21 protein-coding genes and 4 pseudogenes are annotated in these 25,029 nt (G+C 43.7%); 15 read left to right on the top strand and 10 right to left on the bottom strand.

Translation table 11 applies throughout. From position 1 onward, the window contains the following. Positions 1–400: 400 nt before the first annotated feature. Together BTO10_RS12185 and BTO10_RS12200 are read right to left on the bottom strand one after the other, a co-directional pair. The gene (locus tag BTO10_RS12185) at positions 401–1,375 is read right to left on the bottom strand and encodes an integron integrase (RefSeq protein ID WP_105024678.1); all 975 of its coding nucleotides are present in this window, start codon (positions 1,373–1,375) and stop codon (positions 401–403) included. Between the two features lie 1,026 nt (positions 1,376–2,401). Next, positions 2,402–3,556, bottom strand: a complete 1,155-nt coding sequence (locus BTO10_RS12200) for an IS110 family transposase (protein WP_105024680.1) — start codon at positions 3,554–3,556, stop codon at positions 2,402–2,404. 173 nt (positions 3,557–3,729) lie between these two features. Here BTO10_RS12200 and BTO10_RS12205 point away from each other — a divergent pair, with 173 nt between their 5' ends. The 9 genes and pseudogenes from BTO10_RS12205 to BTO10_RS12255 all read left to right on the top strand — a co-directional run. Then, positions 3,730–4,284 (top strand): hypothetical protein, encoded by a 555-nt coding sequence (locus BTO10_RS12205; RefSeq protein WP_105024681.1) that lies wholly within the window; start codon positions 3,730–3,732, stop codon positions 4,282–4,284. Between the two features lie 183 nt (positions 4,285–4,467). After that, positions 4,468–4,980, top strand: a complete 513-nt coding sequence (locus BTO10_RS12210; RefSeq protein WP_105024682.1) for a DUF3916 domain-containing protein — start codon at positions 4,468–4,470, stop codon at positions 4,978–4,980. Between the two features lie 143 nt (positions 4,981–5,123). Beyond that, positions 5,124–5,630 (top strand): cytochrome c oxidase assembly factor 1 family protein, encoded by a 507-nt coding sequence (locus BTO10_RS12220; protein WP_258098025.1) that lies wholly within the window; start codon positions 5,124–5,126, stop codon positions 5,628–5,630. Positions 5,631–5,875: 245 nt separating this feature from the next. Next, the gene (locus BTO10_RS12225; RefSeq protein WP_105024683.1) at positions 5,876–6,235 is read left to right on the top strand and encodes an SMI1/KNR4 family protein; all 360 of its coding nucleotides are present in this window, start codon (positions 5,876–5,878) and stop codon (positions 6,233–6,235) included. 384 nt (positions 6,236–6,619) lie between these two features. Further along, entirely contained in the window at positions 6,620–6,946 is a 327-nt protein-coding gene (locus BTO10_RS12235) for a hypothetical protein (protein ID WP_105024685.1), read from the top strand. A gap of 292 nt (positions 6,947–7,238) precedes the next feature. Then, the gene (gene tnpA / locus BTO10_RS12240; protein ID WP_105024686.1) at positions 7,239–7,550 is read left to right on the top strand and encodes an IS66 family insertion sequence element accessory protein TnpA; all 312 of its coding nucleotides are present in this window, start codon (positions 7,239–7,241) and stop codon (positions 7,548–7,550) included. Beyond that, on the top strand, positions 7,547–7,900 hold the full coding sequence (gene tnpB / locus BTO10_RS12245; RefSeq protein WP_105024687.1) for an IS66 family insertion sequence element accessory protein TnpB: 354 nt from the start codon (positions 7,547–7,549) through the stop codon (positions 7,898–7,900). Before tnpA (BTO10_RS12240) ends, tnpB (BTO10_RS12245) begins: the two co-directional genes overlap by 4 nt. Before the next feature lie 59 nt (positions 7,901–7,959). Further along, a pseudogene (tnpC, locus tag BTO10_RS12250) lies at positions 7,960–9,410 on the top strand (IS66 family transposase). Positions 9,411–9,447: 37 nt separating this feature from the next. Continuing rightward, positions 9,448–10,311, top strand: a pseudogene (locus BTO10_RS12255) (IS5 family transposase); the annotation flags it as partial. Positions 10,312–11,002: 691 nt separating this feature from the next. Here the strand turns inward: BTO10_RS12255 and tnpC (BTO10_RS12260) are convergent. The 4 genes and pseudogenes from tnpC (BTO10_RS12260) to rplY form a co-directional block, all read right to left on the bottom strand. Further along, a pseudogene (tnpC, locus tag BTO10_RS12260) lies at positions 11,003–12,453 on the bottom strand (IS66 family transposase). A 59-nt stretch (positions 12,454–12,512) separates the two neighbouring features. Then, positions 12,513–12,866, bottom strand: coding sequence for an IS66 family insertion sequence element accessory protein TnpB (tnpB, locus tag BTO10_RS12265; RefSeq protein WP_105024687.1), 354 nt, complete (start codon positions 12,864–12,866; stop codon positions 12,513–12,515). Beyond that, the gene (tnpA, locus tag BTO10_RS12270) at positions 12,863–13,174 is read right to left on the bottom strand and encodes an IS66 family insertion sequence element accessory protein TnpA (RefSeq protein ID WP_011999494.1); all 312 of its coding nucleotides are present in this window, start codon (positions 13,172–13,174) and stop codon (positions 12,863–12,865) included. The genes tnpB (BTO10_RS12265) and tnpA (BTO10_RS12270) overlap by 4 nt, the downstream gene beginning before the upstream one ends. A gap of 1,058 nt (positions 13,175–14,232) precedes the next feature. Then, positions 14,233–14,511 carry a 50S ribosomal protein L25 gene (gene rplY, locus BTO10_RS12275; protein ID WP_004741321.1) on the bottom strand — a complete coding sequence of 93 codons (279 nt, stop codon included), beginning with the start codon at positions 14,509–14,511 and terminating at the stop codon, positions 14,233–14,235. 369 nt (positions 14,512–14,880) lie between these two features. On the opposite strand from rplY, the gene BTO10_RS12280 reads away from it, so the two are divergent. From BTO10_RS12280 to BTO10_RS12290, 3 genes and pseudogenes are all read left to right on the top strand, one after another. Next, positions 14,881–15,609, top strand: coding sequence for a glycosyltransferase family 2 protein (locus tag BTO10_RS12280; RefSeq protein ID WP_004741320.1), 729 nt, complete (start codon positions 14,881–14,883; stop codon positions 15,607–15,609). A 14-nt stretch (positions 15,610–15,623) separates the two neighbouring features. Next, positions 15,624–16,931, top strand: a complete 1,308-nt coding sequence (locus BTO10_RS12285) for an LssY C-terminal domain-containing protein (protein WP_105024688.1) — start codon at positions 15,624–15,626, stop codon at positions 16,929–16,931. A gap of 232 nt (positions 16,932–17,163) precedes the next feature. After that, positions 17,164–17,519 (top strand): annotated as a pseudogene (locus tag BTO10_RS12290) (VOC family protein). Positions 17,520–17,622: 103 nt separating this feature from the next. Here BTO10_RS12290 and BTO10_RS12295 read toward each other — a convergent pair. The 4 genes from BTO10_RS12295 to BTO10_RS12310 form a co-directional block, all read right to left on the bottom strand. Beyond that, on the bottom strand, positions 17,623–18,972 hold the full coding sequence (locus tag BTO10_RS12295; protein WP_004741317.1) for an ATP-binding protein: 1,350 nt from the start codon (positions 18,970–18,972) through the stop codon (positions 17,623–17,625). Positions 18,973–19,122: 150 nt separating this feature from the next. Continuing rightward, positions 19,123–19,782, bottom strand: a complete 660-nt coding sequence (locus BTO10_RS12300; protein ID WP_004741316.1) for a response regulator transcription factor — start codon at positions 19,780–19,782, stop codon at positions 19,123–19,125. 95 nt (positions 19,783–19,877) lie between these two features. Continuing rightward, a complete protein-coding gene (locus BTO10_RS12305; protein WP_004741315.1) occupies positions 19,878–20,276 on the bottom strand; it encodes a PepSY domain-containing protein in 399 nt (132 codons plus the stop codon). 157 nt (positions 20,277–20,433) lie between these two features. Further along, positions 20,434–22,176, bottom strand: coding sequence for a DEAD/DEAH box helicase (locus tag BTO10_RS12310; RefSeq protein WP_105024689.1), 1,743 nt, complete (start codon positions 22,174–22,176; stop codon positions 20,434–20,436). Between the two features lie 97 nt (positions 22,177–22,273). Between BTO10_RS12310 and rsuA the strand changes: the two genes are divergently transcribed. The 3 genes from rsuA to BTO10_RS12325 all read left to right on the top strand — a co-directional run bounded on the left by rsuA (position 22,274) and on the right by BTO10_RS12325 (position 25,000). Further along, positions 22,274–22,969: a 16S rRNA pseudouridine(516) synthase RsuA gene (gene rsuA / locus BTO10_RS12315; protein WP_004741313.1), complete on the top strand. Its 696-nt coding sequence runs from the start codon at positions 22,274–22,276 to the stop codon at positions 22,967–22,969. Between the two features lie 154 nt (positions 22,970–23,123). Then, positions 23,124–24,341 carry a Bcr/CflA family multidrug efflux MFS transporter gene (locus tag BTO10_RS12320; protein WP_105024690.1) on the top strand — a complete coding sequence of 406 codons (1,218 nt, stop codon included), beginning with the start codon at positions 23,124–23,126 and terminating at the stop codon, positions 24,339–24,341. Further along, the gene (locus tag BTO10_RS12325) at positions 24,341–25,000 is read left to right on the top strand and encodes a DUF2913 family protein (RefSeq protein ID WP_004741311.1); all 660 of its coding nucleotides are present in this window, start codon (positions 24,341–24,343) and stop codon (positions 24,998–25,000) included. Before BTO10_RS12320 ends, BTO10_RS12325 begins: the two co-directional genes overlap by 1 nt. Positions 25,001–25,029: the final 29 nt, after the last annotated feature.

Consider the following 25,029-nt stretch of genomic DNA (forward strand, 5'->3'; position numbering starts at 1 on the left):
AGTTTACCATGCAGTCTCATTCATATTGATGGTGTGTATGTTTTTGAGACCTATGTTCTTTTTCGAACACTGTTATTGATGAAAATTGTGAAATATCTCTTTTCGAAAGCTCGAAGTAGAGAGTGGGAACCCTGCAACTCGCTGTTTAATAATGTGTTTGTTAGGCATCCCGTTATTGTGCGTGTTAGGGCGTTGTGAGCGCCATGAAAGTTGTAAATAGGTAATGGTGGCGCAACAATAAGAGGTGATACGTAGCCATTGCTGCAGAGAAAAACACACACATAAATTGTTATTGAGCTTTTGGAGTGACTAGAGGCCTCAGCCTTAAGAGCAGGTGATAGTGCCCTGTTTCGTGATTATGAAGTCATTTCAGAATTCGGAATCCGAATTTCATTTATCGTTATTTTACGAATATTCTTGATAATGGGCTAACAACGCCATTGGCGCCTCTATCAATGATGTGAGTATAGATTTGCGTTGTCTTCAAATCGGTGTGACCAAGTTGTTCTTGAACGGTTCTGATATCCGCTCCGCTTTGAAGAAGGTGCGTAGCGAATGAGTGCCTTAAAGTATGACACGAGATGTTTTTGTCAATGTTGGCTTTTTGGCCTGCTACCTTAATGTGTTTTTGAAGCGCTGTTGGGTGAATATGGTGTCTACGTAGCTCGCCTGTTTGTAAATCTGGCGACAAACGACTAGAGGGAAAGAGGAATTGCCAATTTAGTCTCCTTTCTGCGCTCGGGTATTTTCTAGCGAGTGCTTCAGGTATGTATACACCAGAGAAAACTGTGTCATTCATGTCTTGATGATAGTAACTCGCGGATCTCTGTTGCTGTTGTTTGATAGCGGGGAAAAGCTCTGGTGCTATTGTCACTATACGGTTTATACCTCCTTTCCCTTGCCATACACGTACAGATTTATATGCATAATCGATATCTTGTATACGTAGGCGTAGACACTCCATCAAACGCAACCCTGACCCATACATTAATTGATAAGGTAATTTGTAGTTAGGTGAACAGTGATTGAATAGCCTTCCAATCTCTTCTGGAGTCATGACTGTTGGCAATTTTCTTGATTTATCTGAGCGCCGAAACTGCATATCAAGCTCTATGGGTTCTTGAATAATTTCTTTGTATAAAAAGACTAATGCATTGAGAGCTAGACTTTGCGTTTTCCTCGCTGACTTTTTGTTAACAACCAGGTGCGTTAGGAAATCTTCTACATGTCTGGAAGTTAAGCTCTTTGGGTGCTTTTTATCATGATAAAGAATGTATTGGTGAATCCAATAAATGTACGCCTCCGTTGTACGAAGGGCATAGTGCCGTCCAAGCATATATTCTTGTATATACGATAGAAATGGTGATTTTTTCATTAAACTTTAACTGGTTATGCATACATAGGTTTCAGTTTGGCACATCAATTCATGCTATATAGAAAAATTCTGTATTTTGGGATGTAGGAAGGGAGCTGTAGTGCTTAAGTTACTGTTAGTTTTCATAAAAACGGGGTATCGTTTACGTCATTGAGATACTAGACAGAATAATTCTGTATTTAAGTGCAGAATTTTTCTGTCTAATATAGCTGTTAGGTATAATAAAATGGCATGTTTCGGAAATTGCGTATGTTTTAACTGCAGGGTGGTAGCTCGTCGCCCAACATGGCGGAGAGCTACATATGATAAACCTGAATCTATCGGGGAAAAAAGCACTGTTACTAAATGTCAACACTGTGGATCTTTGATGTACTTTCTGGGACCAACGATTAAAGTTCCGTCCAAAAAGAGAGTTAAGGAGTGGACAAAGCTACATGATGAGGTTTTTGCTTTTCGACGGTATTTGATACATGACTCAAGTGTTAGGAAAGTCAAAGCAAAGCACTTATTGGAAAAGGAGATTCAAAAGATTCGGGCACGTGCGTCGACCAGAGGGCGAGACAAGTTAGTAAAAGAACTTCAAAATAGGTTGAATAAATATACCTAACAATCTGTTTAAGAGTGATTCGCAACGCGTGGCATTTTTACTATGCGTTTGTTTTAGTGTTTAAGGTGGTATGCGGCGGCTTTTGTATTGCGTTGCTCACATCTTAACAGGGCGTTGATATGACCCCCACTGTCAATTAAAAACGTAGCAGTTTCTGCTCCCTCATTTCAGAGCCTTTGTTCATTTTGGGATAGTGTTACCGCATAGATGAAGCAAGTAATGTCGTCGGTTGTCATGCTGATATACGTGGATTGCTCACCGTTCGATGAGTAGAGCCTACCTTACTTCTTCCGTCGTAGCACCTGTCTTCAGTCTATGCTCGTGGTTCAATACAGCCGAAGCTATATTGCCGTCCTAACGCCGTCGGTGTTTGTGCCACTCCCGATGCTTTATCCAATGCGATAACACTAATTCTGTCTTCATGCCGGTAAACGAGCGATTCGAGTTCTAGGATCTACGTCGCTAATGACAACTTCACGCGCAATGGCCCAGATGTAAGCGATCATCTCTCTTGCGATGGCGACCACAACGACATTTCGGTGTTTACCTTTTTGTAGTAGTCGTTGGTAACGACGACATAACCTTTGCTGGGCTTGCCAAGCGATATCAACTATCTCTTTAGGCAGCCCTTCTTGCCTTAGTTGCAGCTCTACAGAGATGTTCGCTTTATGCTTATAGGTGTGTGCGCCTTCAACGAGTAACCGTCTGGCTCGACTGTTGCCACACTTTGTTAAGCTGCCACGACGAGTTTTACCTCCACTGGAGTTTTCTGTTGGAACAAGCCCAAGGTAAGCCATAAGCTTTCTTGGATGGTGGAACCGCCGTAAGTCACCCAGCTCAGCTATTGTGCCAAGAGCTACGAGTAACCTAACACCCCGCATAGCTTGAATGGCTTTCACAACAGGATAATATCGCCAGTTTTTGACCTGATGGAGCAGTTCATTATCGAGTCGTTGCAGCCGCTGTATCCGCTCATTGATTGTAATGATCACCTCTTGCAAGACGATTTGTTGACTATGGTGAGGAAGAATGAGGTCGGTCAGCCACCGTAGATGCTTTTTAGACCAGTTATCATTCACCGTCGCTTGGATATTATTGCGAAGAAGAAAGCCTTTGAGTTGGAACTTTGCGTCTTTGAGATCTTTCATTGCCGTTTCTCTGGCACGCGAGAGATCTCGAATAGCTTCATCTTCGGCTTCTGGTACATAGATGGGTGTAAGCTCTTCGGCTTTTAACAGCTTGGTGAGCTTTGCTGCGTCTCGTTTGTCAGTTTTAACTCTATCGCCTGGCTTCTTAGGTATAAGTGATGGAGCGACGACATAGCAGCAGTGTCCAAGGCTCGTAATCAGGCGATAAGTCCAGTAACCACATGGTCCTGCTTCATAGACAAAGTGCAGAGTGGCTTTTGGGTACTTGGATTGCAGTTGTCTGGCCAATTTAATAAGCGCGGACTTGTTAGATTTAATACGGCCAAGGTGTTGTGGGTTTGCCCCTCGATGTTCTTGTAAAACAGCGACTTGAATAAATGACTTATGCGTATCTAAGCCAATGAAAATTATGCTATCTTTACTCATGCTAGCCTCCAAATTTAGTTGTTTGACGCACTAATTATGGCTCTGGCTTAAAGCTAACCCACGATATTGGAGGCTAGCACCTTTCGTGGGGGTCATTATGTCTATAAATACCATCTACTTTTGAGCCTGGTGGTTCTTGGAAGAATACATATTCGAATGTGAGGGAGAGTACCTTGAAGTTTTGGTTTGTAGGCGAAGCTATATGTTTGGTCTTTTATATCTACGTTTTTTCAGAGATTAACTATGATGTAACCCATAATTTCCTTTACTCTGCTGTAGTAATGCTTGTATCTGCAGTCATTGTCTATTTTATGTTTGTTGTGAAATTTATTAGGATGCAGTCTCGAAATCAGACTCCGGTTGACAGCAGTACATTCAAACAATATGGACCTAAGAAAAACCGTTGGTATGAAAAGTACTCGAAGTTAACAGTTGCTTTCTTTTTATGGGTAGCAACTACTTTGTTACTTTCAACGATTGATCAAAGTATTGAGCTAGATAAAAGAGTGAATACTGGGCTGAGCATGCTTGAGTCAAAGGCAACGACTATTGGAAGATCTCGGGCAGCGTTAGTAATGGTTTCTGATGACGGGAAAAGCATAAGTTGTCGGGGGTATTATAATCACATTATTGAGAAAAATCTGCCCGCTACATTTAGCCTTATATATTCTAAGACACTAATTGGCTTCGAGAAGATAAACTGCCAAGTACATTTAGACAAAGTGTAATTCTCTGTGTTGTGAGAATTTAAGTGGGATGCTTGTAAGCAATGTATTTATAACAAAGCGTTTAAGATTGATTCCCAACGCTCGGCATTTTGATTTGCTTCAGCTTAAGTGTCTACGGCACAATACTTTAATTGCAGTGGTAGCGTTGCTCACCACTTAACGCGGCGTTATAAGAAGGAAGATATGCGAAGAATTAGCTTTCATCGTCCAAAACAGAAAGTACGAAATCCAGAAAGGCATATACGTGCCCTGAAAGGGTGGGCTGAAGAGTTTCGAGGTTATTACCCTGAACGGAATGGTGAGCAATATACTAACTTTAAAATCTGGACACTTGATCGCTTGATCCAAGGTTGTAGTTCAAAGTTTGAGTGGCAGAAAGAGGCATTAGAGCAATTGTTTGTAGCCGCCAATCATATGGTTAATGCAAAGCCAGATAACGAACAAGGCAAGTCTTGGGTAGCTGTACTTCTTTGTTATCCCAACCTATTTGCGAGTGAAGTAACGGTATTCTTCGATGAACCCTACTATAAGCGGTTTAGGCCTGACGATGGCTTACTGAAGCGTAGAAGCATTTTGGAAAAGTATGAAATATCTGTAAATTTCGATTACATAGAGTTGGGTTACAAAGAAGACTGGGGTGATGAAGAAGAAAGTATAGAAGTCGAAATGTGGACAATAGGTGAACCCTCCTTATAACAAACTGTTCAATAGGGATTCGTAACGCGTGGCATTTTTACTATGCGTTGGTTTTAGTGTTTAAGGGGTATGCGGTGGCATCGGTATTGCGTTGCTAGCCACTTAGCAAGGCGTTATGTGCCCGAATAAGATTAGTGGAATATATGGATAATAGTAAAGAAGTCCCTGAACAGATTAAAGGTTGGAATTGGGGCGCGTTTGCATTCAATTGGATATGGGGTATTCGCTTTCGCACCTATCGAGCTTTGTTGGTTTTTGTGCCGTTAGTTAACATTGCGATGCCATTTATTCTTGGTTTCAAAGGCAATGAGTGGGCTTGGAAGCATAACCAATGGAGTAGTGTTGAAGAGTTCAAAAACTCTCAAAGGAAGTGGTCTGTTGCAGCTGCGATAATGCTGGCCTGTGGTGTTACCTTGGCATTCATCTTCTCTATAAGCATGAATAGCTCATTTGAAGAGTCTGGTTCAACTAAGCTAGCGCTCAGCACTCTAGAGAGCTCGGACAAGTTTCACGCAAGTATTGGCACACCTTACGACATTGACTTAGTTAAAGGAATCATTCGAGGGTATGAAGTTTCTGGTTCTGCTGATATGCAGTACGAGCTCGAAGGTCCGAAAGGTGATGGCCTATTTGAGTTTAAAGCGAATTAAGTGAAAGTATGTGGCGGTTAACTTGCTTGGAAATTACATATTTACCTAGCCAAGAACTCGAAATTCTAGCGCCTTGTGAAAAAGGCACATAATAATAAATTTAAGCAGATTCGCAATGCTTGGCACTTTCGGTTTTAATCAGCTTTAGTGTTTAGGGCACAATGGTTTAGGTCAGGTGGCAGCGTTGCTCACTACTTAATTTGGCGTTAGTTGTACTAATTAGTATCATGAAAATGGAAAGGTTTATGGTTAAAACAATTACAGATGCCGAAATAGATGAAGCTCAAAAAATGCTAGGGTTTGAATTTCCGTTGGAATATATCGAATTCATTAAATCTGGTTATGACTTAGGCGACGCTCCTATTGAAGCTTTAGAAATATCGGATCCTCCCAGCCATGCAGATATTTTCGGGGCGTTGAAAGATGCTCGAGAGTATGACGATTTACCTGCGGAACTACTACCTATATGCGAAGATAACTCTGATTATTACTGTTTAAACCCGTGGGGTGAAGTAGTGTTTTGGTCACATAACGGTGTAACAGACGAGAAATGGGCAAATGTAGCCGAGTGGCGAGCTCAAATGATCGCGGAGTCTGAAGCGTAAACGTAAAACTAACAAAACGCTTAAGACAGATTCGCAACAGTAGATATTTTTTACTATGCGCTGTGTTGTTGTGTTTAAAGTGGTACACAGCAGCTTTGGAATTGCGTTGTTTACACCCCAACCGTGCTTTATGTTTTTGCCAATACCATTGATAAAGAATTCAGAGTTTAAGGATGTTTACGTTTTTGAACTCTTCATCGACGCTTTTCCCGCAATGGCCGGTGGTATGTTTGTCGCAGGTTTGATTGCATATGTTCGGGAACTACATGCTTATGAGGCTGAGCAACAGGTGTCTAAAATAACTACACCAGATACAGACCAAATATAGCAACTTTTTATGGTGTCATGTCCTACCCTAAAAAGTAACACTTTATGGAGGTCGGTATGAATATCAAAGAGTCTGATTGGAAAATCTTTTGCGAAATAAAGAGTGAAGCAGCGAAAGTGTTTTGTACTCGTCAACTAGATGAAGCCATCAAAACGATTACTGATGAAGCAGAACCTGTAGGGAAAAGGTTCAACTTTATGTGTCAGCACTCCAAAGAATCTCAAAAGCAAATGAAGTTGTTTTTTGATGGCCATTCTCGAAGCCGAGCATTTATCCAGCTCATGCAAATGTGCGAGGAAGGTTTGGTTGCACCAGAACAATTCGAACGCCTTTCAGAGGAACTCAAAAAAGACATTACGAGTATTCTAGAAAGAAGAGCCTAAGGAAAGTTAGTTAATCAGGCCGCTTCTTTTTCATAGCTGCAACTATCTCAATATTACTCCTTTTTATTCGCGAATTCGGATATCCGCTACAGTTCTGCTTCGACAACCTCACTTTTACGAGTTTTATTATACGAGTTGTATTGAAAATCGTAGAGTTACTTGTTTTTTCTCCTTAAAAACGCCGTTGATTTTCAAGAAATAGCACTAGAATCGTAAGCGCTCCATAAAACCCGCATTCTAATCGCCTAGCGCGAAGAATAAGATCATGTCTCTGACCATGAGGAGATTTGAAATGGGAAAACGACACACTAATCAAGAATGGCAAACGCTCATCGAGCAGTCTGAATCGAGTTCATTGTCAACGCTTGCATTTTGTAAGCTCAATGCACTCAATCCCTCAACGTTTTATGCTAAGCGCCAGCAACTCAAAAAAGCGGATGTCTCTCAAGGCTTTGTACGAGCAGAGGTCGTCGAAAAGACAACGAAATATCAAGCTCAAATAGCCACCGCTAACATGACACTTCTCATCAATGATGTGGAATTGAGCATTCCTCAAGGCACGCCCGCTGCCTACCTGGCAGAACTCATTGGAGCCTTGTCATGAAACATATGCTCAGCGCACCAGAGATTTATCTGTATCGTGAGAGTGTCGATTTTAGAAAGTCCATCAATGGCCTCGCGGCGATTATCGAAAGTGACACCGATTTACCCTTGGGAAGCGGCGCACTGTTCCTGTTCACCAATAAACAGCGCGACAAAATCAAAGTGCTGTACTGGGATAAAACTGGCTTTGCGCTTTGGTATAAACGCCTTGAAAAAGCCAAGTATAAATGGCCTACAAAAGAGAAAAATGAGGTGTTTACTCTGACTCAATTCGAGCTTGATAGACTGCTTTCTGGCTTCACGATTATCGGCCACAAACCCGTACAAATAAAATGTTTTACAATGACTTAATCGATAATAAAGCCTTATCCACCAAGCATTCATGGTATGGTTTCAGTATAATAAATGCCATGAAAAAGACGCCAGATATCAACCCCAAAAGCCAAGATGTTGCCGAGCTACAAGCGATGGTGAAAGCTCTGATGGCGTCAGAAAACCAATGGAAACAAGAGCGCCAGTCGCTACTCGAACAGCTCAAGCTTGCCTTTGACCGTCAGTTCGCGAAACGCTCCGAGGCACTAAAGCCTTACGATGAATCTCAAGGTGACCTCTTCAACGAAGTGGAATGTGAAGCCGCTAAGGAAGAAGAGGTTGAAGTGGTCACGACGACCATGAAAAACAGTGTGCATGCTGCCAACATAGTCTGCATAAAATCGGTGAAGACCGCAGTGAGAAACTTGAGTTCTCACCAGCTGTGCTCAAAGTGCTGGAATATGTTCGTCCTAAATATGCTTGTCGTCAGTGTGAGCAAACTGAAGACAACAGCCACATCGTTCAAAAACCAGCGCCTCAGAGCATCATCCCTAAAAGCTTCGCGACAGAAAGCTTGCTGGCCAATATCATCCTTGGTAAATATCAATACGCAATGCCACTTTACCGCCAAGAGTCGCTGTTTACTCAGTCGGGTATTGAGCTATCGCGAACTACCATGGCAAGGTGGGTTATCCAAGTCAGTGAGAAGTTCACACCGCTGTATGCGGCCTTAAAAGAGCATCTACGCCAACAAGTAGTGGTTCAGGCGGATGAAACGCCGCTCAATGTCCTTAAAGAAGATAAACAGTGTTATATGTGGCTCTACTGCTCGGGCGCAGACTCGCCCGACGCTGCACTGCCGAATGTAAAGAATATCGCCTTGTACGACTATCAAAACAGTCGCGCGAGGGCATGCCCTGTTGCCTTCTTGGGGGATTACAGTGGTTATCTGCAAACCGATGGCTATGGTGCCTATGATGGTCTTCATCACGTAACCAATGTTGGTTGCTTGGCGCATGCACGGCGTAAGTTCATGGATGCTAAGAAGCTTCAAGGTAAAGGTAAGTCAGGTAAAGCAGATAAAGCGCTAGCCAAAATCCAGAAGCTCTATGGGATAGAATCGCGTTTAAAAGGTGCGACTGTCGAAACACGAAAAGCAGAACGTCAACAGCATGCCAAGCCGATACTGGATGAGCTGCACGACTGGATGACGTCTCAACAAGTAATAAGCTCTAGTCCATTAGGAAAAGCGATTAAGTATACGCTCGGCCAATGGCCCAAGCTCATCCGCTATATCGATGACGGTCATTTATCTATCGATAATAATCGTGCTGAACGTGCCATTAAACCGCTGGTCATTGGCAGAAAAAATTGGCTCTTCTCGAACACACCAAATGGTGCTGATGCGAGTGCGATGCTTTACAGCATCGTCGAGACGGCGAAAGCCAACGGCCTTATCCTCTACGACTACATGGTCAAGTGCATGAAAGAGCTCGCGAAAGCGGAGCCTGATATCGATGCGCTCCTACCTTGGAACTTCAAACATTAACAACACCGCCCCGTGGGTTCATGGGGCGCATCCCCTTGGTTCTCTGAGCTTTTGGATTGATGAGGAGGCGATAGCCGAGTGGAAGCAAATCAAACAAGGCAAGCGTGGTAGACCTCGCCAATTCAGCGACTTAGTCATTATTACCGCACTGATGGTGAAGCGTGTTTTCTCGATGCCATTGAGAGCGCTGCAAGGCGTTCTAGACTCCGTATTTAAGCTGGCTAACATCCCGCTTGTTTGCCCACACTACACCTGTATAAGCCGCCGAGCTAAGGAAGTTTAGGCTTCATTTAAAACCAGAACCAGAACCAGAACCACAATACAACATCTGGCCATTGATGCAACTGGCCTCAAGGTTTATGGCGAAGGTGAATGGAAGATCAAGAAGCATGGCACTGATGGGAAGCGCAGAGTCTGGCGTAAGCTGCACATCGCAGTAGATACAGGCACCCACGAAATAGTCGCAGCAGAACTGAGTTTATCTAACGTCACTGATGCCGAAGTGCTCCCTAACTTACTCAAACAGACACATCGCAAAATCATTGATATATCAGGTGATGGTGCTTATGATACAAGAAATTGCCATGATGCCATACGGATAAAGCAAGCGGTTCCGCTTATCCCGCCACGAGAAGGAGCTGCATTCTGGGAGCAAGGGCACCCTCGCAGTTTAGCAGTAGGTTGTCAGAAGCTCTACGGCTCCAACAAAAAATGGAAAAAGTGTTATGGGTATCACAAGCGTTCACTCTTTGAAACAGCCATGTATCGTGTGCAGCAGTTGCTAGGTGGGAGGTTAAGCTTGAGAAACTACAATGCTCAAGTTGGCGAAACCTACGCCATAATTAAAGCGCATAACAAGCTTACAGGGCTTGGTATGCCTGAAACTCAGTGTGTTGTTTAATAATCACTCAATCTCGGGCTGTTTGATTTTCTGTCCGAATTACGCAACAAAGTCCTGTAGAGATGATAAAAATATGGGGAGTACATTCCACCGATATAGAACTTCTTTGTACAAAATATTATTCATTTATTTTTGTATAAACTGGCAATAAATGACAGTTCATCATCGGAAAGGGAACACGCTAAATCTTTCCTACAATTAACTACAACGTCTATATGTCTCTTTAAAACAATAAGTTGCTCAAAAGGTAGGCTTTCCACTAAAGCAATTACCTTTTCTGGAGGTAAGTTTTTTAAGAAATCAGAGTCCAATAGTCCAATAGTCCAATAGTGGTATATTTAATGTAAATCATACTTAGCCATTAAATAAAAGCTGAAAATAAAAGAGCAAAGCTCTAAGATTAGAGCTGAAAATTTTGAAGTTGTCCCCAAAATTTGAATATAAATCAAATTAAAACCTGAGAGTTCCTCACTTCCCTTCAACTCTTCACTGGGAAAAGTAGGAAAGTGCCTAGCGTGTTCGAATGGTTTTTTCTTGAAATTCCTTATAGTAACCTTTGATACTATGGGCGACTTTACCTACGACTAAAAAGCAAATTGAGTTAACATGCCTATCGACAATAAAATCTCAATATTCTTAGGACATTCACTACAACAGGGGATGTGCCCCATGAACCCACGGGGCGGTGTTGTTAATGTTTGAAGTTCCAAGGTAGGAGCGCATCGATATCAGGCTCCGCTTTCGCGAGCTCTTTCATGCACTTGACCATGTAGTCGTAGAGGATAAGGCCGTTGGCTTTCGCCGTCTCGACGATGCTGTAAAGCATCGCACTCGCATCAGCACCATTTGGTGTGTTCGAGAAGAGCCAATTTTTTCTGCCAATGACCAGCGGTTTAATGGCACGTTCAGCACGATTATTATCGATAGATAAATGACCGTCATCGATATAGCGGATGAGCTTGGGCCATTGGCCGAGCGTATACTTAATCGCTTTTCCTAATGGACTAGAGCTTATTACTTGTTGAGACGTCATCCAGTCGTGCAGCTCATCCAGTATCGGCTTGGCATGCTGTTGACGTTCTGCTTTTCGTGTTTCGACAGTCGCACCTTTTAAGCGCGATTCTATCCCATAGAGCTTCTGGATTTTGGCTAGCGCTTTATCTGCTTTACCTGACTTACCTTTACCTTGAAGCTTCTTAGCATCCATGAACTTACGCCGTGCATGCGCCAAGCAACCAACATTGGTTACGTGATGAAGACCATCATAGGCACCATAGCCATCGGTTTGCAGATAACCACTGTAATCCCCCAAGAAGGCAACAGGGCATGCCCTCGCGCGACTGTTTTGATAGTCGTACAAGGCGATATTCTTTACATTCGGCAGTGCAGCGTCGGGCGAGTCTGCGCCCGAGCAGTAGAGCCACATATAACACTGTTTATCTTCTTTAAGGACATTGAGCGGCGTTTCATCCGCCTGAACCACTACTTGTTGGCGTAGATGCTCTTTTAAGGCCGCATACAGCGGTGTGAACTTCTCACTGACTTGGATAACCCACCTTGCCATGGTAGTTCGCGATAGCTCAATACCCGACTGAGTAAACAGCGACTCTTGGCGGTAAAGTGGCATTGCGTATTGATATTTACCAAGGATGATATTGGCCAGCAAGCTTTCTGTCGCGAAGCTTTTAGGGATGATGCTCTGAGGCGCTGGTTTTTGAACGATGTGGCTGTTGTCTTCAGTTTGCTCACACTGACGACAAGCATATTTAGGACGAACATATTCCAGCACTTTGAGCACAGCTGGTGAGAACTCAAGTTTCTCACTGCGGTCTTCACCGATTTTATGCAGACTATGTTGGCAGCATGCACACTGTTTTTCATGGTCGTCGTGACCACTTCAACCTCTTCTTCCTTAGCGGCTTCACATTCCACTTCGTTGAAGAGGTCACCTTGAGATTCATCGTAAGGCTTTAGTGCCTCGGAGCGTTTCGCGAACTGACGGTCAAAGGCAAGCTTGAGCTGTTCGAGTAGCGACTGGCGCTCTTGTTTCCATTGGTTTTCTGACGCCATCAGAGCTTTCACCATCGCTTGTAGCTCGGCAACATCTTGGCTTTTGGGGTTGATATCTGGCGTCTTTTTCATGGCATTTATTATACTGAAACCATACCATGAATGCTTGGTGGATAAGGCTTTATTATCGATTAAGTCATTGTAAAACATTTTATTTGTACGGGTTTGTGGCCGATAATCGTGAAGCCAGAAAGCAGTCTATCAAGCTCGAATTGAGTCAGAGTAAACACCTCATTTTTCTCTTTTGTAGGCCATTTATACTTGGCTTTTTCAAGGCGTTTATACCAAAGCGCAAAGCCAGTTTTATCCCAGTACAGCACTTTGATTTTGTCGCGCTGTTTATTGGTGAACAGGAACAGTGCGCCGCTTCCCAAGGGTAAATCGGTGTCACTTTCGATAATCGCCGCGAGGCCATTGATGGACTTTCTAAAATCGACACTCTCACGATACAGATAAATCTCTGGTGCGCTGAGCATATGTTTCATGACAAGGCTCCAATGAGTTCTGCCAGGTAGGCAGCGGGCGTGCCTTGAGGAATGCTCAATTCCACATCATTGATGAGAAGTGTCATGTTAGCGGTGGCTATTTGAGCTTGATATTTCGTTGTCTTTTCGACGACCTCTGCCCGTACAAAGCCTTGAGAGACATCCGCTTTTTTGAGTTGCTGGCGCTTAGCATAAAACGTTGAGGGGTTGAGTTCATTGAGCTTACAAAATGCAAGCGTTGACAATGAACTCGATTCAGACTGCTCGATGAGCGTTTGCCATTCTTGATTAGTGTGTCGTTTTCCCATTTCAAATCTCCTCATGGTCAGAGACTTGATCTTATTCTTCGCGCTAGGCGATTAGAATGCGGTGTTTATGGAGCGCTTACCTAGAATCTGGATTGAGATTTCTTTCCAAAAAGTGTCAACATTACTTTGTCAATAAAACCTCTCACTAGCCCTTTAAATCCGTGCGCTCTAGGTGAGCTGAAAGTGTCACCTAGAGTGCGCGAGGGTGGGGGTTACGGGAGTTTATGCTTGTGATGCGACCAGAGCCCCACCATCACAAATTCTTGGACCAAATGCTTTAATATTTTAGGTTTGCATGGGCGTTCGAGCTGTTATTCGGAATCTGAATCCATGATTTTTGGACAGACAAGCCGAGTGTTATGTTGTGAAAAATGATTGTGCGGATCAGTGAATGCCTATAGGCCTTTAAAGTCTTAATACTGGATTAGTAGGTTTATTGGCTAATGGTTAGTTTAGGCGTGTTATGCCATCAAATGAGGGTTGTAGTGATTAAGCTGGGAGATGGTGTTAAGAATGGACGAAAGGCCAGAAGTGTTTTCTTGATCGCCTTTCAGTCTTGTTTGATTAGCCTAGAGTGTATTACGCGGTGGTAACGTCCTATCTAATAAACAGGAACACAAATAGGTGGCTCTTAACTGACGTCAGCTGTGCTAAAGGAGTAGTTTTTATTCATGATGACTATATTCGTTTAGAAGTGCGTACAAGGTCATACAAGTAACATTCTAGGTGCTAGTCGGTTTTGTCTTTTTGTTTGATTCGAGTGTTGAACCTAGCGAAAAAGCGGTCTAGTCTTACTGTTAGAAAAACTACTGTATAAGTCCACCTTTCGTCCACCCTTAATCCACCCAAGCAAGATTGGGATAAAGTGGGGGAGAAGAAAGTTGATTATTTTCAGTGTATTGCGCGAGATTTACGACGTTTTTGAGGGCTCAAAAGCGGTGAAACCCCGATGTTGGTAGCATCGGGGTTTCGAATTTTTAGATTTCTCGATTGGTAAGGTCGATTATCTTTTCTATGCAGAAGGCTGGATTAATCCAATCTTATTCCTTGGTAGGGAATTAGATGCGGATGAAGTCCATGTGCTCAACTTTTGGCTTGAACGCGTGACGTTGAACGTCTTGTGGCTTAACCTTAACTTCTGCGCCGTCAATCAGTAGAGTGATTGCTTCGTAGAACTCAGGCTTGTCCATTTGGTTGATCACTTCGTCGTGATTAAGTTCGATAGATACAGCTGCTGCTTCACCACCGTAGATTACAGCTGGGAATTTACCAGCGTGACGTAGGCGGCGGCTCGCACCTTTACCTAGTTCAGTACGTACTACTGCTTCAAATTTCATAGTTTTACTCTCAAATTAGTAAAAATTAACTTCACACCTCAATGCGACCTTGAGTATGTGGTAATGCTTAGGCAGAAACGAGTTCATGCTTAAGCGAGCGCGGATACTAACATCACATTTGAATATGAGCAAGTAAGAAGCCTATCACAAAGTGAATTTCCTTCGATATTTGGCTCGTTTGTAGATAAAACGCTCGCTAACCCTATTTTATCGCCTTCTTTACTCTTCTGTCTTGTTCTCTTGCCCTGTTTATATCGTCGCGAAATCATCAAGTTAATGAACGGAAAATGAATGTTCGCCTAAGGCTTGGTTAATGCTTGGTTAGGTAACCTTAGTGTTAATTAATCAGCAGAATGAATAGGTGAAAACATGGAACCGGTAAGTATTGTCGTTATTACGTTAAACGAAGAGAAACGCATTAGTCGCTTAATGGAAGAGTTGAGCGTGCAAACCCATCAAGAGTTCGAAGTGATCGTGGTCGACTCAAATAGTGAAGATAACACCAGAGAAGTCGCACAAGCCTATGAAAGTGCATTGCCAAAACTGACAGTCCACCATATGCAAGAACGCGGTGTTAGCCTTGGTCGAAACACCGGGGCTGCTTTGGCACAGTACAACAGAATCCTTTTCTTGGATGCCGACGTAAGCCTGCCTCGTAACTTCCTTGCAAAGGCGCTTTATGAGTTAGAAGAGAACAAGCTTGAAGTTGCTGGCGTATACATGAGTTCAAAAGGGCTGCCATTGGTTCATAAATTCGGTTATGGGCTGTTTAATGCGGGCTTATTTGCGACTCAGTTCTTTTTCCCGACCGCGATTGGCGCGTGTATTTTCTCAACCAAACGAGCACATGAAGAGATCGGTGGTTTCGATGAAGAGATTTTCCTTTGTGAGGATTGTGATTATGTAAAACGTGCGAGCAAAACATGGCGATTTAGATTCCTAAATATGACCTTTGGTTTTGACCCACGTCGATTAGACCAAGATGGTGTTGTGAAGACGGGTTCAACTTACCTCAAAGCCAATATAAGACGCTTCTTTAAAGGCGAAATGCGTAACAACGAAATGAACTATGAGTTTGGTCATTACAAAGAGCAGTAAGCATTGAGGTTGTTATGTTTGATGGACTAGGGCTGTTTTTGGGAGCATTGGGTGATGCTCTCATTGGCCCAAACCTATTTGTACCGGGAGAGCCCTTTTTTATCGCTGCGGGCTTTCAACTGTATTCAGGTGCATGGATGGCGTTGGTGTTTGTAATGTTAGGTGGTTTCGTTGGGGATCAACTGAGTTACTTCATTGGTTTAAAGTGGGGAAGGACAGCCCAAAAGAAGCTAATTCAATTTCGACCAAAAACCAAAAGGCTGATCGCACGGTGTCGTTATCTCATTGCGAAAAAGGGCACATTCATTATAGTCGCGGCACGCCTTTTGGGTCCTATTGCTTGGGTTGTTCCTGTTATTGCTGGTTCTCATCGCGTTAAGTGGCGCAGTTTTACGCTGTTTTCTTCGGTAGGTTTATTGCTTGGCGGTGGTCAATTTATTGCTTGGGGTATGTTGTTAGCACATGGTGTCGAACAGTTTCCTTTATTAGGGGCAGTTAAGGTTTTCCTCGGCGAACACCAAAGCTTGCTGATTGGTTTAGTCGCGGTGACCATTTTTGTTGTTGTGGGTAACAAATTTAAATGGCGTAAGTTGACCTTGAAAACCAGCGCGTTTTTAGTGGCTTGGCTGTGTTACGCAAATTATGCCCATTTCTTCTGGAAAGCTGATGACTTTCAAAATCAACAAACATCGGCACAGATGAACTCTGTCGACTTACAACAAGTGACTTACAAAGCGTTTCCTGGGCTTTCTCCAATCTATGATGCGCAAGCGATCAATGTTGTTTATGTAGGGGAATCGCCTCGTGAACTCATGAACCAGTTGGGCTGGATAGAAAATCAAACGTTCTCTCGAAATGATATTGAGTGGTCGAGTTACCTTACTCTCCTAAAAGATAAGACACCGCCTGTATCTGACTTATATTGGCGAAATCAACCACAAGATATGGCCTTTCAATTGCCAGGAAACCTGATGAAGAGAAGCCACATACGCTGGTGGAATGCGGGGTTAGACAGAAACAGTAATCAAACAAAGTGGTTAGGGGCAATCAGCTACGATGACGGTTTAAAAGTGACACCGTATTCTGGCATTGTCACCGTGCTTCATAAAATAGACCCGAATGTTGATGAAGAGCGCGATCGGTTGGCGCAGCAAATTAAATCCGCTTACCCGAATACGGAACTGGTCAATTTACCTCTAGCGAATGCACAAGTAATGAATGATCAACATGACTACTACACAGACGGAAAGATCTTGGTTATTGGCTCAACGACATACAGTGATGATTCACAAACCTTAGATGTTGCAGTTAATGATATATAAAGCACGGCTTTAAGACGCTCTCTAACTTAGTTCCCGATAAATACGAACCTTGTTTGAATATCAATCAAACAAGGTTCTGTTATTTCTGCTTGTTAAAGCCGAGCCTCTTTTGGGCGTTTCTATCGTTCTAATAGTGTCAACCTTGTCTATCTTAAATAAGGGTGAACAAGGGCGAAAGCTAAGGACAAAGTATGCAAATGAATCCGGTTGGTTTGAAATCTATGTCGACGATATGGTGAGAGCCAAAACCTTTTATGAGGCCGTCTTTAAAGTGACGCTAGATAAGTTGGATAACGAAACGGGCATCGATATTGAAATGTGGGTGTTTCCTAGCGATATGGACAAATACGGCGCGACAGGGGCTTTGTGCTCGATGCCTAATGTTAAGGCCGGGGGCAATAGCACTATGGTCTATTTCTCTTGCGATGATTGTTCGATAGAAGCAAGCTTGGCGGCGGCGAATGGTGGTGTTCTACAAGTACCTAAAATGGCGATTGGACAGCCCGCTTTCTTCATGGATAACAAAGTTTCATCAGCGTGGTCAGTGATACCAAAGGCAATGTCGTTAGTTCGTATTCGATGACTTAAATTTGCAGAGTAAAAACGGCAAAAGATCAAAAAGGAGTTTACGCGTGATACGTAAACTCCTTATTTTTATTTAAGGTATAGCAGGTTCTTGAATGTAGTCACTTTAAGAGGCTTGAGATACCTTTAGAACAAGAGAAGCTTTTAAGCCACCCATTGAACTCTTACTTAGCGTTAAGCTCCCCCGGTAACTGTGTGCCATCTCATTGACAATATTCAACCCTAGACCTGTTCCTGGCGTGGTTTCGTCTAGCCTTACGCCTCGTTTAGTCACTTGTTCGAGCTTCTCTTCGGGGATGCCTTGTCCATCATCCTCAATGATTAACTCGACATTACCGTCGGTCAGTTCGTTAGCGTGAGCACGGATAATGCTATTGGCCCACTTGTAACTGTTCTCGAGTAGGTTTCCGACCATCTCATCAAGGTCGGTTTTTTCTACAGCGACCTCTAGTTCAGAATCCAGCTCATTGATCATGGTGACTTCATTAGCGGCATAAACTTTATCAAACGCCATTGAAATCGCTTCAACACGCTCGCAAGGTGAGGATTTCACCGAAAGAATGTTCATCGCACCCGCCATACGAGCACGACCAAGGTGATAATCTATCTGGCTTTGGATCTGTTGAATCGGTTGTTGTAATAGTTTCTTTTCATTGTCAGGCAGCATCTCAATTTCATTTTTCATCACCGACAACGGCGTCTTTAACGCATGAGATAGGTTACCTGCGTGGTTACGAGCACGCTCCAGTAACTCTTGGTAGTGAAACAGTAGGGCATTAAGGTCAGATACTAGTGGCGAGACCTCTTTCGGGTAGTTGTCGCTTAGCCCTTGTTGTTCACCTTTTCTCAGCATTACCAGCTCACGTTGCATCTTACTCAGCGGCAATAGAGACCAGCTCACTTGAATACCAATCAACATTAGTACGCCGACAAATAACAGCATCAGGATAAGCCATACCTGACCCGTTAACTCCGCTAGTGTCGACTCGAGTGGGTCTTCGTCAATACCAATGGTGATGGTAATTGGGTCGCTCAGCGAAGGTAGATAGATATCTTGCTCAATGTAAATCAGTTTCTCTTTTTCAGGTCCTTTAACGGAAGTATGAATAGGAGAACGCTTGATGGTGAGGTCTTTGTCCCATAAGGAGCGAGAACGAATGATTTGATCTTGAGTTGAAGCTCGCCAATAAATACCGCTGTATGGTTGGTTAAACCTAGGGTCGGACAGGCGTTCTGCCATGATTAGGTTGCCATTGTCATTGGTCTCAATATTGGCGGTGAGCTCGTCCATGGTTAGGGCAAGTTGCTGCTTCATGTCGTCGACAAGGTAATCGTTCACCAGTTTTGGTATACCAACACCGGCGGCTAATATCATCGCACCTAGCCAAAAAGCCGCAGCGAGAAGCAAGCGGCTTTTTAGACTGATGTTTTTAAGTGTTCGTTTCTTTAGATTCATGCATTTCCAGCCTGCCTTTGCTCATCGTTATCGACTTGTATTTCGATGATCAGCTATTTCGATGATCAGTACAGGCTGTCCACTTAGTGGGTGAGTGTGCTTGATTTCTCTTAGTTTAATTGATGTTTGTTGTTCTAATTAAATAGAGACTTATTCAGCATTCAGTTGGTAGCCAAGGCCACGCACGGTTTTGATGATCTTTGGTGCGATTTTCTTACGAATACGACCAATAAATACCTCAACCGTGTTTGAATCGCGGTCGAAGTCTTGTTTGTAGATATGCTCAACCAGTTCAGTGCGTGAGATAACCTTATTTTGGTTGTGCATGAAGTACGCGACAACCTTATATTCTAGTGCCGTTAGGCTGACTGCTTGGCCTTGCCACAACACTTTTGAACTGCGAGTGTCCAAGCTTAAATCACCAATTTGAAGAACGGGTGCTGCGCTGCCCGACGCACGGCGAAGTTGTGCGCGAATACGGGCAATCAGCTCGACCATTTCGAATGGCTTAGTTAGGTAATCGTCAGCGCCTGCGTTTAAGCCTTCAACACGTTGGGTTAGGGTGTCACGAGCACTTAGGATAATCACCGGCGTGTTGATGTTTTCGTCTCGAATGCCTTTTAAAACGGTTAGGCCATCAAGCTTAGGTAGACCTAAGTCGAGAACAATCGCATCCCACTCTTCTGATGTCGCGCGATAAAGAGCGTCGATACCATCTTGAGAAAGTTCTGGAACCCAGTCAGCCCCCTCAAGTGTTTCAATAATCTGTTGGCCCAAACGAGGTTCGTCTTCAACGACTAAAATTTTCATAATTGTTCTTCTTAATTTTTGTAATGACTGTTCGTTGTGCTTAACTATTTGCCGTGTTTAGCTATTAGTCGCGGTAAATTAATTGTCGCGCTAAATTAATCGCCGTGTTTAATAGCGTTTTTAAAGTTGCGGCCTTCAATCTTTAGCATTTCTAATGTTTCGGCGTTGTATTCAACTTTGATGATGTTGTTTTGGTAGTTAATTTTTAATTCATACACCCAAATATCATCATCTTCTTCTAGTTCGACTTTAATGATTCGGCCATGAAGGTCGTTTTCTACCGCTGCATACATCTCAGAGAAAGGGCGAATATAACCTTCTCGAACTGCTTCGTAGACCTCGTCTTGGTCTTCTTCAAATTCAATGCGGGTTCCTGCCTTATGAACGTCCTGCACTAATTCATGACCATTATGGTGTGAGTCAGCCCATGCGCCAGCAGAAACAAATAAGCCTAAGCTTATAGAAAACAAAGAAATCATAGCTTTACTAAACATAGCGAATCCTAGAGAAGGTTGATAGCGTTCAGTATAAAAAAGTAATTCTGAACAGAAAGTGAACCTGATTAATAATGAGAAATTGATACCTAAAAATTTGACGATGAGAGCTTCAATACATCACGGAGACTAACCACAAGTGTTAAGACCGTAATGATTAACGTTGTTGAAGCTCGTCTTCGAATATTTTGTCTCTCATTTTCCAAAAGCGACCAACTTTACGTGCAATCACGAATTGTGGTGGGCGGAACCTATGTTGGTGAGCAACCACTTTTGACGGTGACGCTTCCTCAAAAGGTCTGTGTCTATCTGCAAGGTGAGGGCGAACAAACTGATCTTTAAAGTTCTGCTTTTGCTTCTTGGTGGTCAGTGACCAAAACTCATGGACTTGCGCTTGGTTTTCACCTCGGTAGGTGACTTTAAGTTGCGATTTGCCTTTGTCGTCCTTAAGTACATTAAGGTCCATCTCTAAACACTCAAACACCAAAGCATCTTTTAGATTGAGTGCCTCTTTTAACTTTTTGTCTGGGTCTACTAAGGTAGCGTCACATTCATGACAAATACGGGCCGCGATGTCGTTATCGGCGCCACACTCGCCACAGTATTTAGCGCGGAAGCGATAGTTGCAGTGTTCTCTCTCACCTGTGTCTTCATCGGTAAAGTAGCCTTGGCATTTGCGGCCAAAGTGCTCAAGTAAGAAGCCGTTGCTGTCTAGCTTGCCCCAGAAGTTGTTATTGAAGCCGCAAGCTGGGCAGGGGATGGTGATGATTTCACTGTCTGAGTCTGGCTTAGGGTCGCCGACTTCTGGTTGGTAAAGATCATAGCTGTTACCTGCGTAATCGAGCACCAAACACTCTTTTTTGCCCGGAGATAAACGCAGACCCCGGCCAACGATTTGTTGATACAAACTGATGGATTCGGTTGGGCGAAGAATCGCGATCAAATCGACATGCGGTGCATCAAAGCCAGTGGTTAAAACCGACACGTTGACCAGGAATTTGATTTTTCGTTCTTTGAAACCATTGATGATTTGGTCACGCTCGAGTGTTGGCGTGTCACCAATGACAATCGCGGCTTCACCTTCGGGTAGTAAGCCTAGGATCTCTTGAGCGTGTCGAACGGTGGCTGCAAACACCATGATGCCCAGTTTGTCTTGGGCGAGGTGAATGATCTGATCGACAATTTGTGGTGTCGCTCGTTTTGATTGTTCGATCACCATATCAAGTTCGGCTTCTTTGTATCGACCCGTGCTCGCGGGTTTTAATTGTGAGAAGTCATAACTCAATACTGGAGCATCTATCATGCGAGCTGGTGTTAAGAAGCCTTCGTCGAGCAGGTAGCGAATCGGTAACTCAAAGATACAGTCTCTAAAGAATCTTGGTTCTTCCGAGCGCACTTGCCCACGAGTGTGGTATTGGTAAATCCACCCCATGCCTAAGCGATAAGGGGTTGCCGTTAAGCCAAGCACCTTGATGCCAGAATTATTTTCACGCAAGTGAGTGATCACTTTCTGATAGCTACTGTTCTTTTCATCGGGTACTCGGTGGCATTCATCGATAACCAAAAGTGAAAATTGGTTAGAGAATGAGTCGAGGTTGCGAACTACAGATTGAACTGATGCGAATACCACTTGTTGGTCGGTCTCTTTTCGGCCTAATCCTGCAGAGAAAATGGAGCCTTTTAACCCATAACCTTCATACTTTTCATGGTTTTGCTCAACTAGCTCTTTCACGTGTGCAAGTACCAATACGCGACCTTTCGCAAGCCTTGCCAACTCGGCAATAACCAAGCTTTTTCCTGCCCCTGTCGGTAGCACGAGAACAGCCGGAGTTTGGTGTTTTCTGAAGTAATGAATGACTGATTTTACTGAGTCTGCTTGGTATGGGCGGAGTGTATACATATCGCGTCTTGTAAAATGGAGAACAAATAGTGTGAAATAGCTCAACTAATCGAGCAAAGGTGACTATAATACCCGACTTAGATTAGTTGAGGTATTCATGCGTTTAGATAAATTTCTGTGCGATGCACTAGGCATTACTCGAAAAGAAGCAACACAATTATTAAAAACAAAGACTGTGACAGTAAATGATGTCATGCAAAAAAGCGGTTCAGTTAAAGTAACTGAAGAGTGTGTTGTGGAATGGCAAGGCAATGAACTTCGTGTTCAAGGCCCACGTTACATTATGTTGTATAAGCCAGAAGGCTTTGTTTGTTCGCATGAAGATGGCTCAAATCGCACCGCATTTGAATTGCTTGATGAAATCAAAATGGACAAGCTGCACTTTGCAGGTCGTCTAGACGTTGATACTACAGGTCTAGTACTGATCACTGATGACGGTAAATGGTCTCACCGTATTACCGCACCAAAACACAAGTGCGAAAAGATGTACCGTGTGTGGTTGGTTGATCCAGTAGAACCAGACTACGTTGAAAAATTCAAAGAGGGCATCCAGCTTAAGAGCGAAGATGGCCTAACACTTCCCGCGCACCTTGAAGTGCGTGCAGAGCGTGAAGTGCTATTAACGATTCACGAAGGCAAATACCACCAAGTAAAACGCATGTTTGCAGCACTTGGTAACAAGGTTGAAGCACTACACCGTGAACGTATTGGTGAAATCGAGATGGACGAATCTCTTGAGCTAGGTGAGTACCGTTACCTAACGCAAGAAGAAGTTGATTCTATCTGGAAGTAACCTTTAGCTATTAATTTATAGCGCTCTCGTTGCAAAACCGACCAAGGATAGCGTCGGCTGATGATGTTGACTGGTACTAGGAAAGTCTCAGCCAATCTTTTGACTTGCGTGTTCACGCTGGTCCTAGTTTTATCAGTTAAACATTCGGAGAACCATGCAGACATCTACCCCACAGAGCCCAAGCTCTCAACCAGAAACTCCTCAATTAGGCTTAGTACTATTTTTGATTCTCGGTGCGATTGGTGCATTGACGCCGCTCGCGATCGATATGTACTTGCCTGCGATGCCGACCATTGCCAAAGATCTTGGTGTGACGGCGGGTGAAGTACAGATAACGCTAACGGCTTACACCGCAGGCTTTGCGTTGGGTCAGCTGCTGCATGGCCCATTAGCTGATAGCTATGGACGTAAGCCTGTACTCTTGATTGGTGTGTTCTTGTTTGCGATTGCTTCTGTGGTGAGTGCTACAACCCACGGCATTGAAGCGCTGACTTACGTTCGTACTGCACAAGGTTTTGCAGGCGCAGCGGCAGCGGTAATCATCCAAGCGGTTGTACGTGACATGTTTGATCGTGAAGATTTTGCAAGAACCATGTCTTTCGTAACCTTGGTTATGACGGTTGCACCACTTATCGCACCAATGATTGGTGGTTACTTGGCATTGTGGTTTGGTTGGCGCTCAATTTTCTGGGTACTGGCTATCTTTGCAGTGATCGTCATTCTAGCGGTATCGATGAAGATCCCTGAGACGCTACCGGCAGAAAACCGACAACCACTGCGTTTCAAAACGACGATTCGTAACTACGCTCGTTTATGTAAAAACCCAACGGCAATGGGCTTGATTTTTTCGGGTGCATTTTCTTTCTCGGGAATGTTCGCATTCTTAACCGCTGGTTCGTTTGTTTACATCGACATCTACGGTGTTCGCCCAGACTTATTTGGTTACCTGTTTGGCTTGAACATCGTTGCAATGATCTTGATGACGAGCATTAATGGCCGAATCGTGAAGAAAGTCGGCTCTCACGTGATGCTTCGAGTGGGTTTAACCATTCAGTTGTTCGCAGGTTTAGGTTTGTTGGTCGGCTGGTCGTTAGATATTGGCTTGTGGGGCATTGTGCCATTCGTGATGCTGTTTATCGGCACACTGTCTACCATTGGTAGTAACTCAATGGCGCTGCTGCTAAGCGGGTATCCGAATATGGCAGGTACGGCATCATCACTCGCGGGCACATTAAGATTTGGTACTGGTTCTGTGGTTGGAGCAATTGTCGCAATGCTACCAAGTGATACTGCAGGGCCAATGGCTATGGTGATGGCAGCATGTGCAATACTGTCAGCATTACTATATTGGACATTAGGAAAGAAGGCATAATGTCAAAATACTATATTGAAATTCAGAAGCTTGTGAACACCGCACTTGGTGAGCTTGACGCGTTACACAAGTCAGGTAAAGCGATTGACGCACCTATCGCAAACAACCTATACCTTGTTCGCTGGGTGACTAAAGCAATCAAAGCACAAGCGTATGATCGCGTTGTTGTGCCTGATTTGGTTCGCTGGCAAAAGCAAGGCCGTTCAAAGGGTAACAACTCTGATTTAACTTTTACGTTTAAGCGAATCTCAGCGTTTTACGCTCAGTTCTTCCCAGAAGGTGAAGAGCCTAAAGCACTAAAAGACAGCGACGTTGAAGCCTTTATGGACAAAATGTACGAGATGGGTTGGAGCGTATCGAGTGAAGATGAGTTAACCACGGGTGGCAAAATTCAGTTCTTTACCGATGGTGAGCACTCATTCGCGCTATGTGGTAAGCAGTGTGATGACTCTTTCGACGGTGAGTTGATGGTTAAGCCGATGAACTGGTTTGTTCGTGGTAACCACGCTGAGTTTATCCAAGCAGCAATGGAAGCGGGTTTCATGCTTCACAAAGTGACTGACTACAAGTCTGCTGTGAAGTACCACGGTGAATACATCGTGTACCCAGCTAACCAAGGCAACCAATTGGCTGAGATTCCAATTAGCTTTGTTGGCTAACGGCTAGATACAAGATTAGAGATACGAAG

It is taken from the genome of Vibrio chagasii (assembly GCF_002954585.1).
GTDB classification, from domain to species: domain Bacteria; phylum Pseudomonadota; class Gammaproteobacteria; order Enterobacterales; family Vibrionaceae; genus Vibrio; species Vibrio chagasii_A.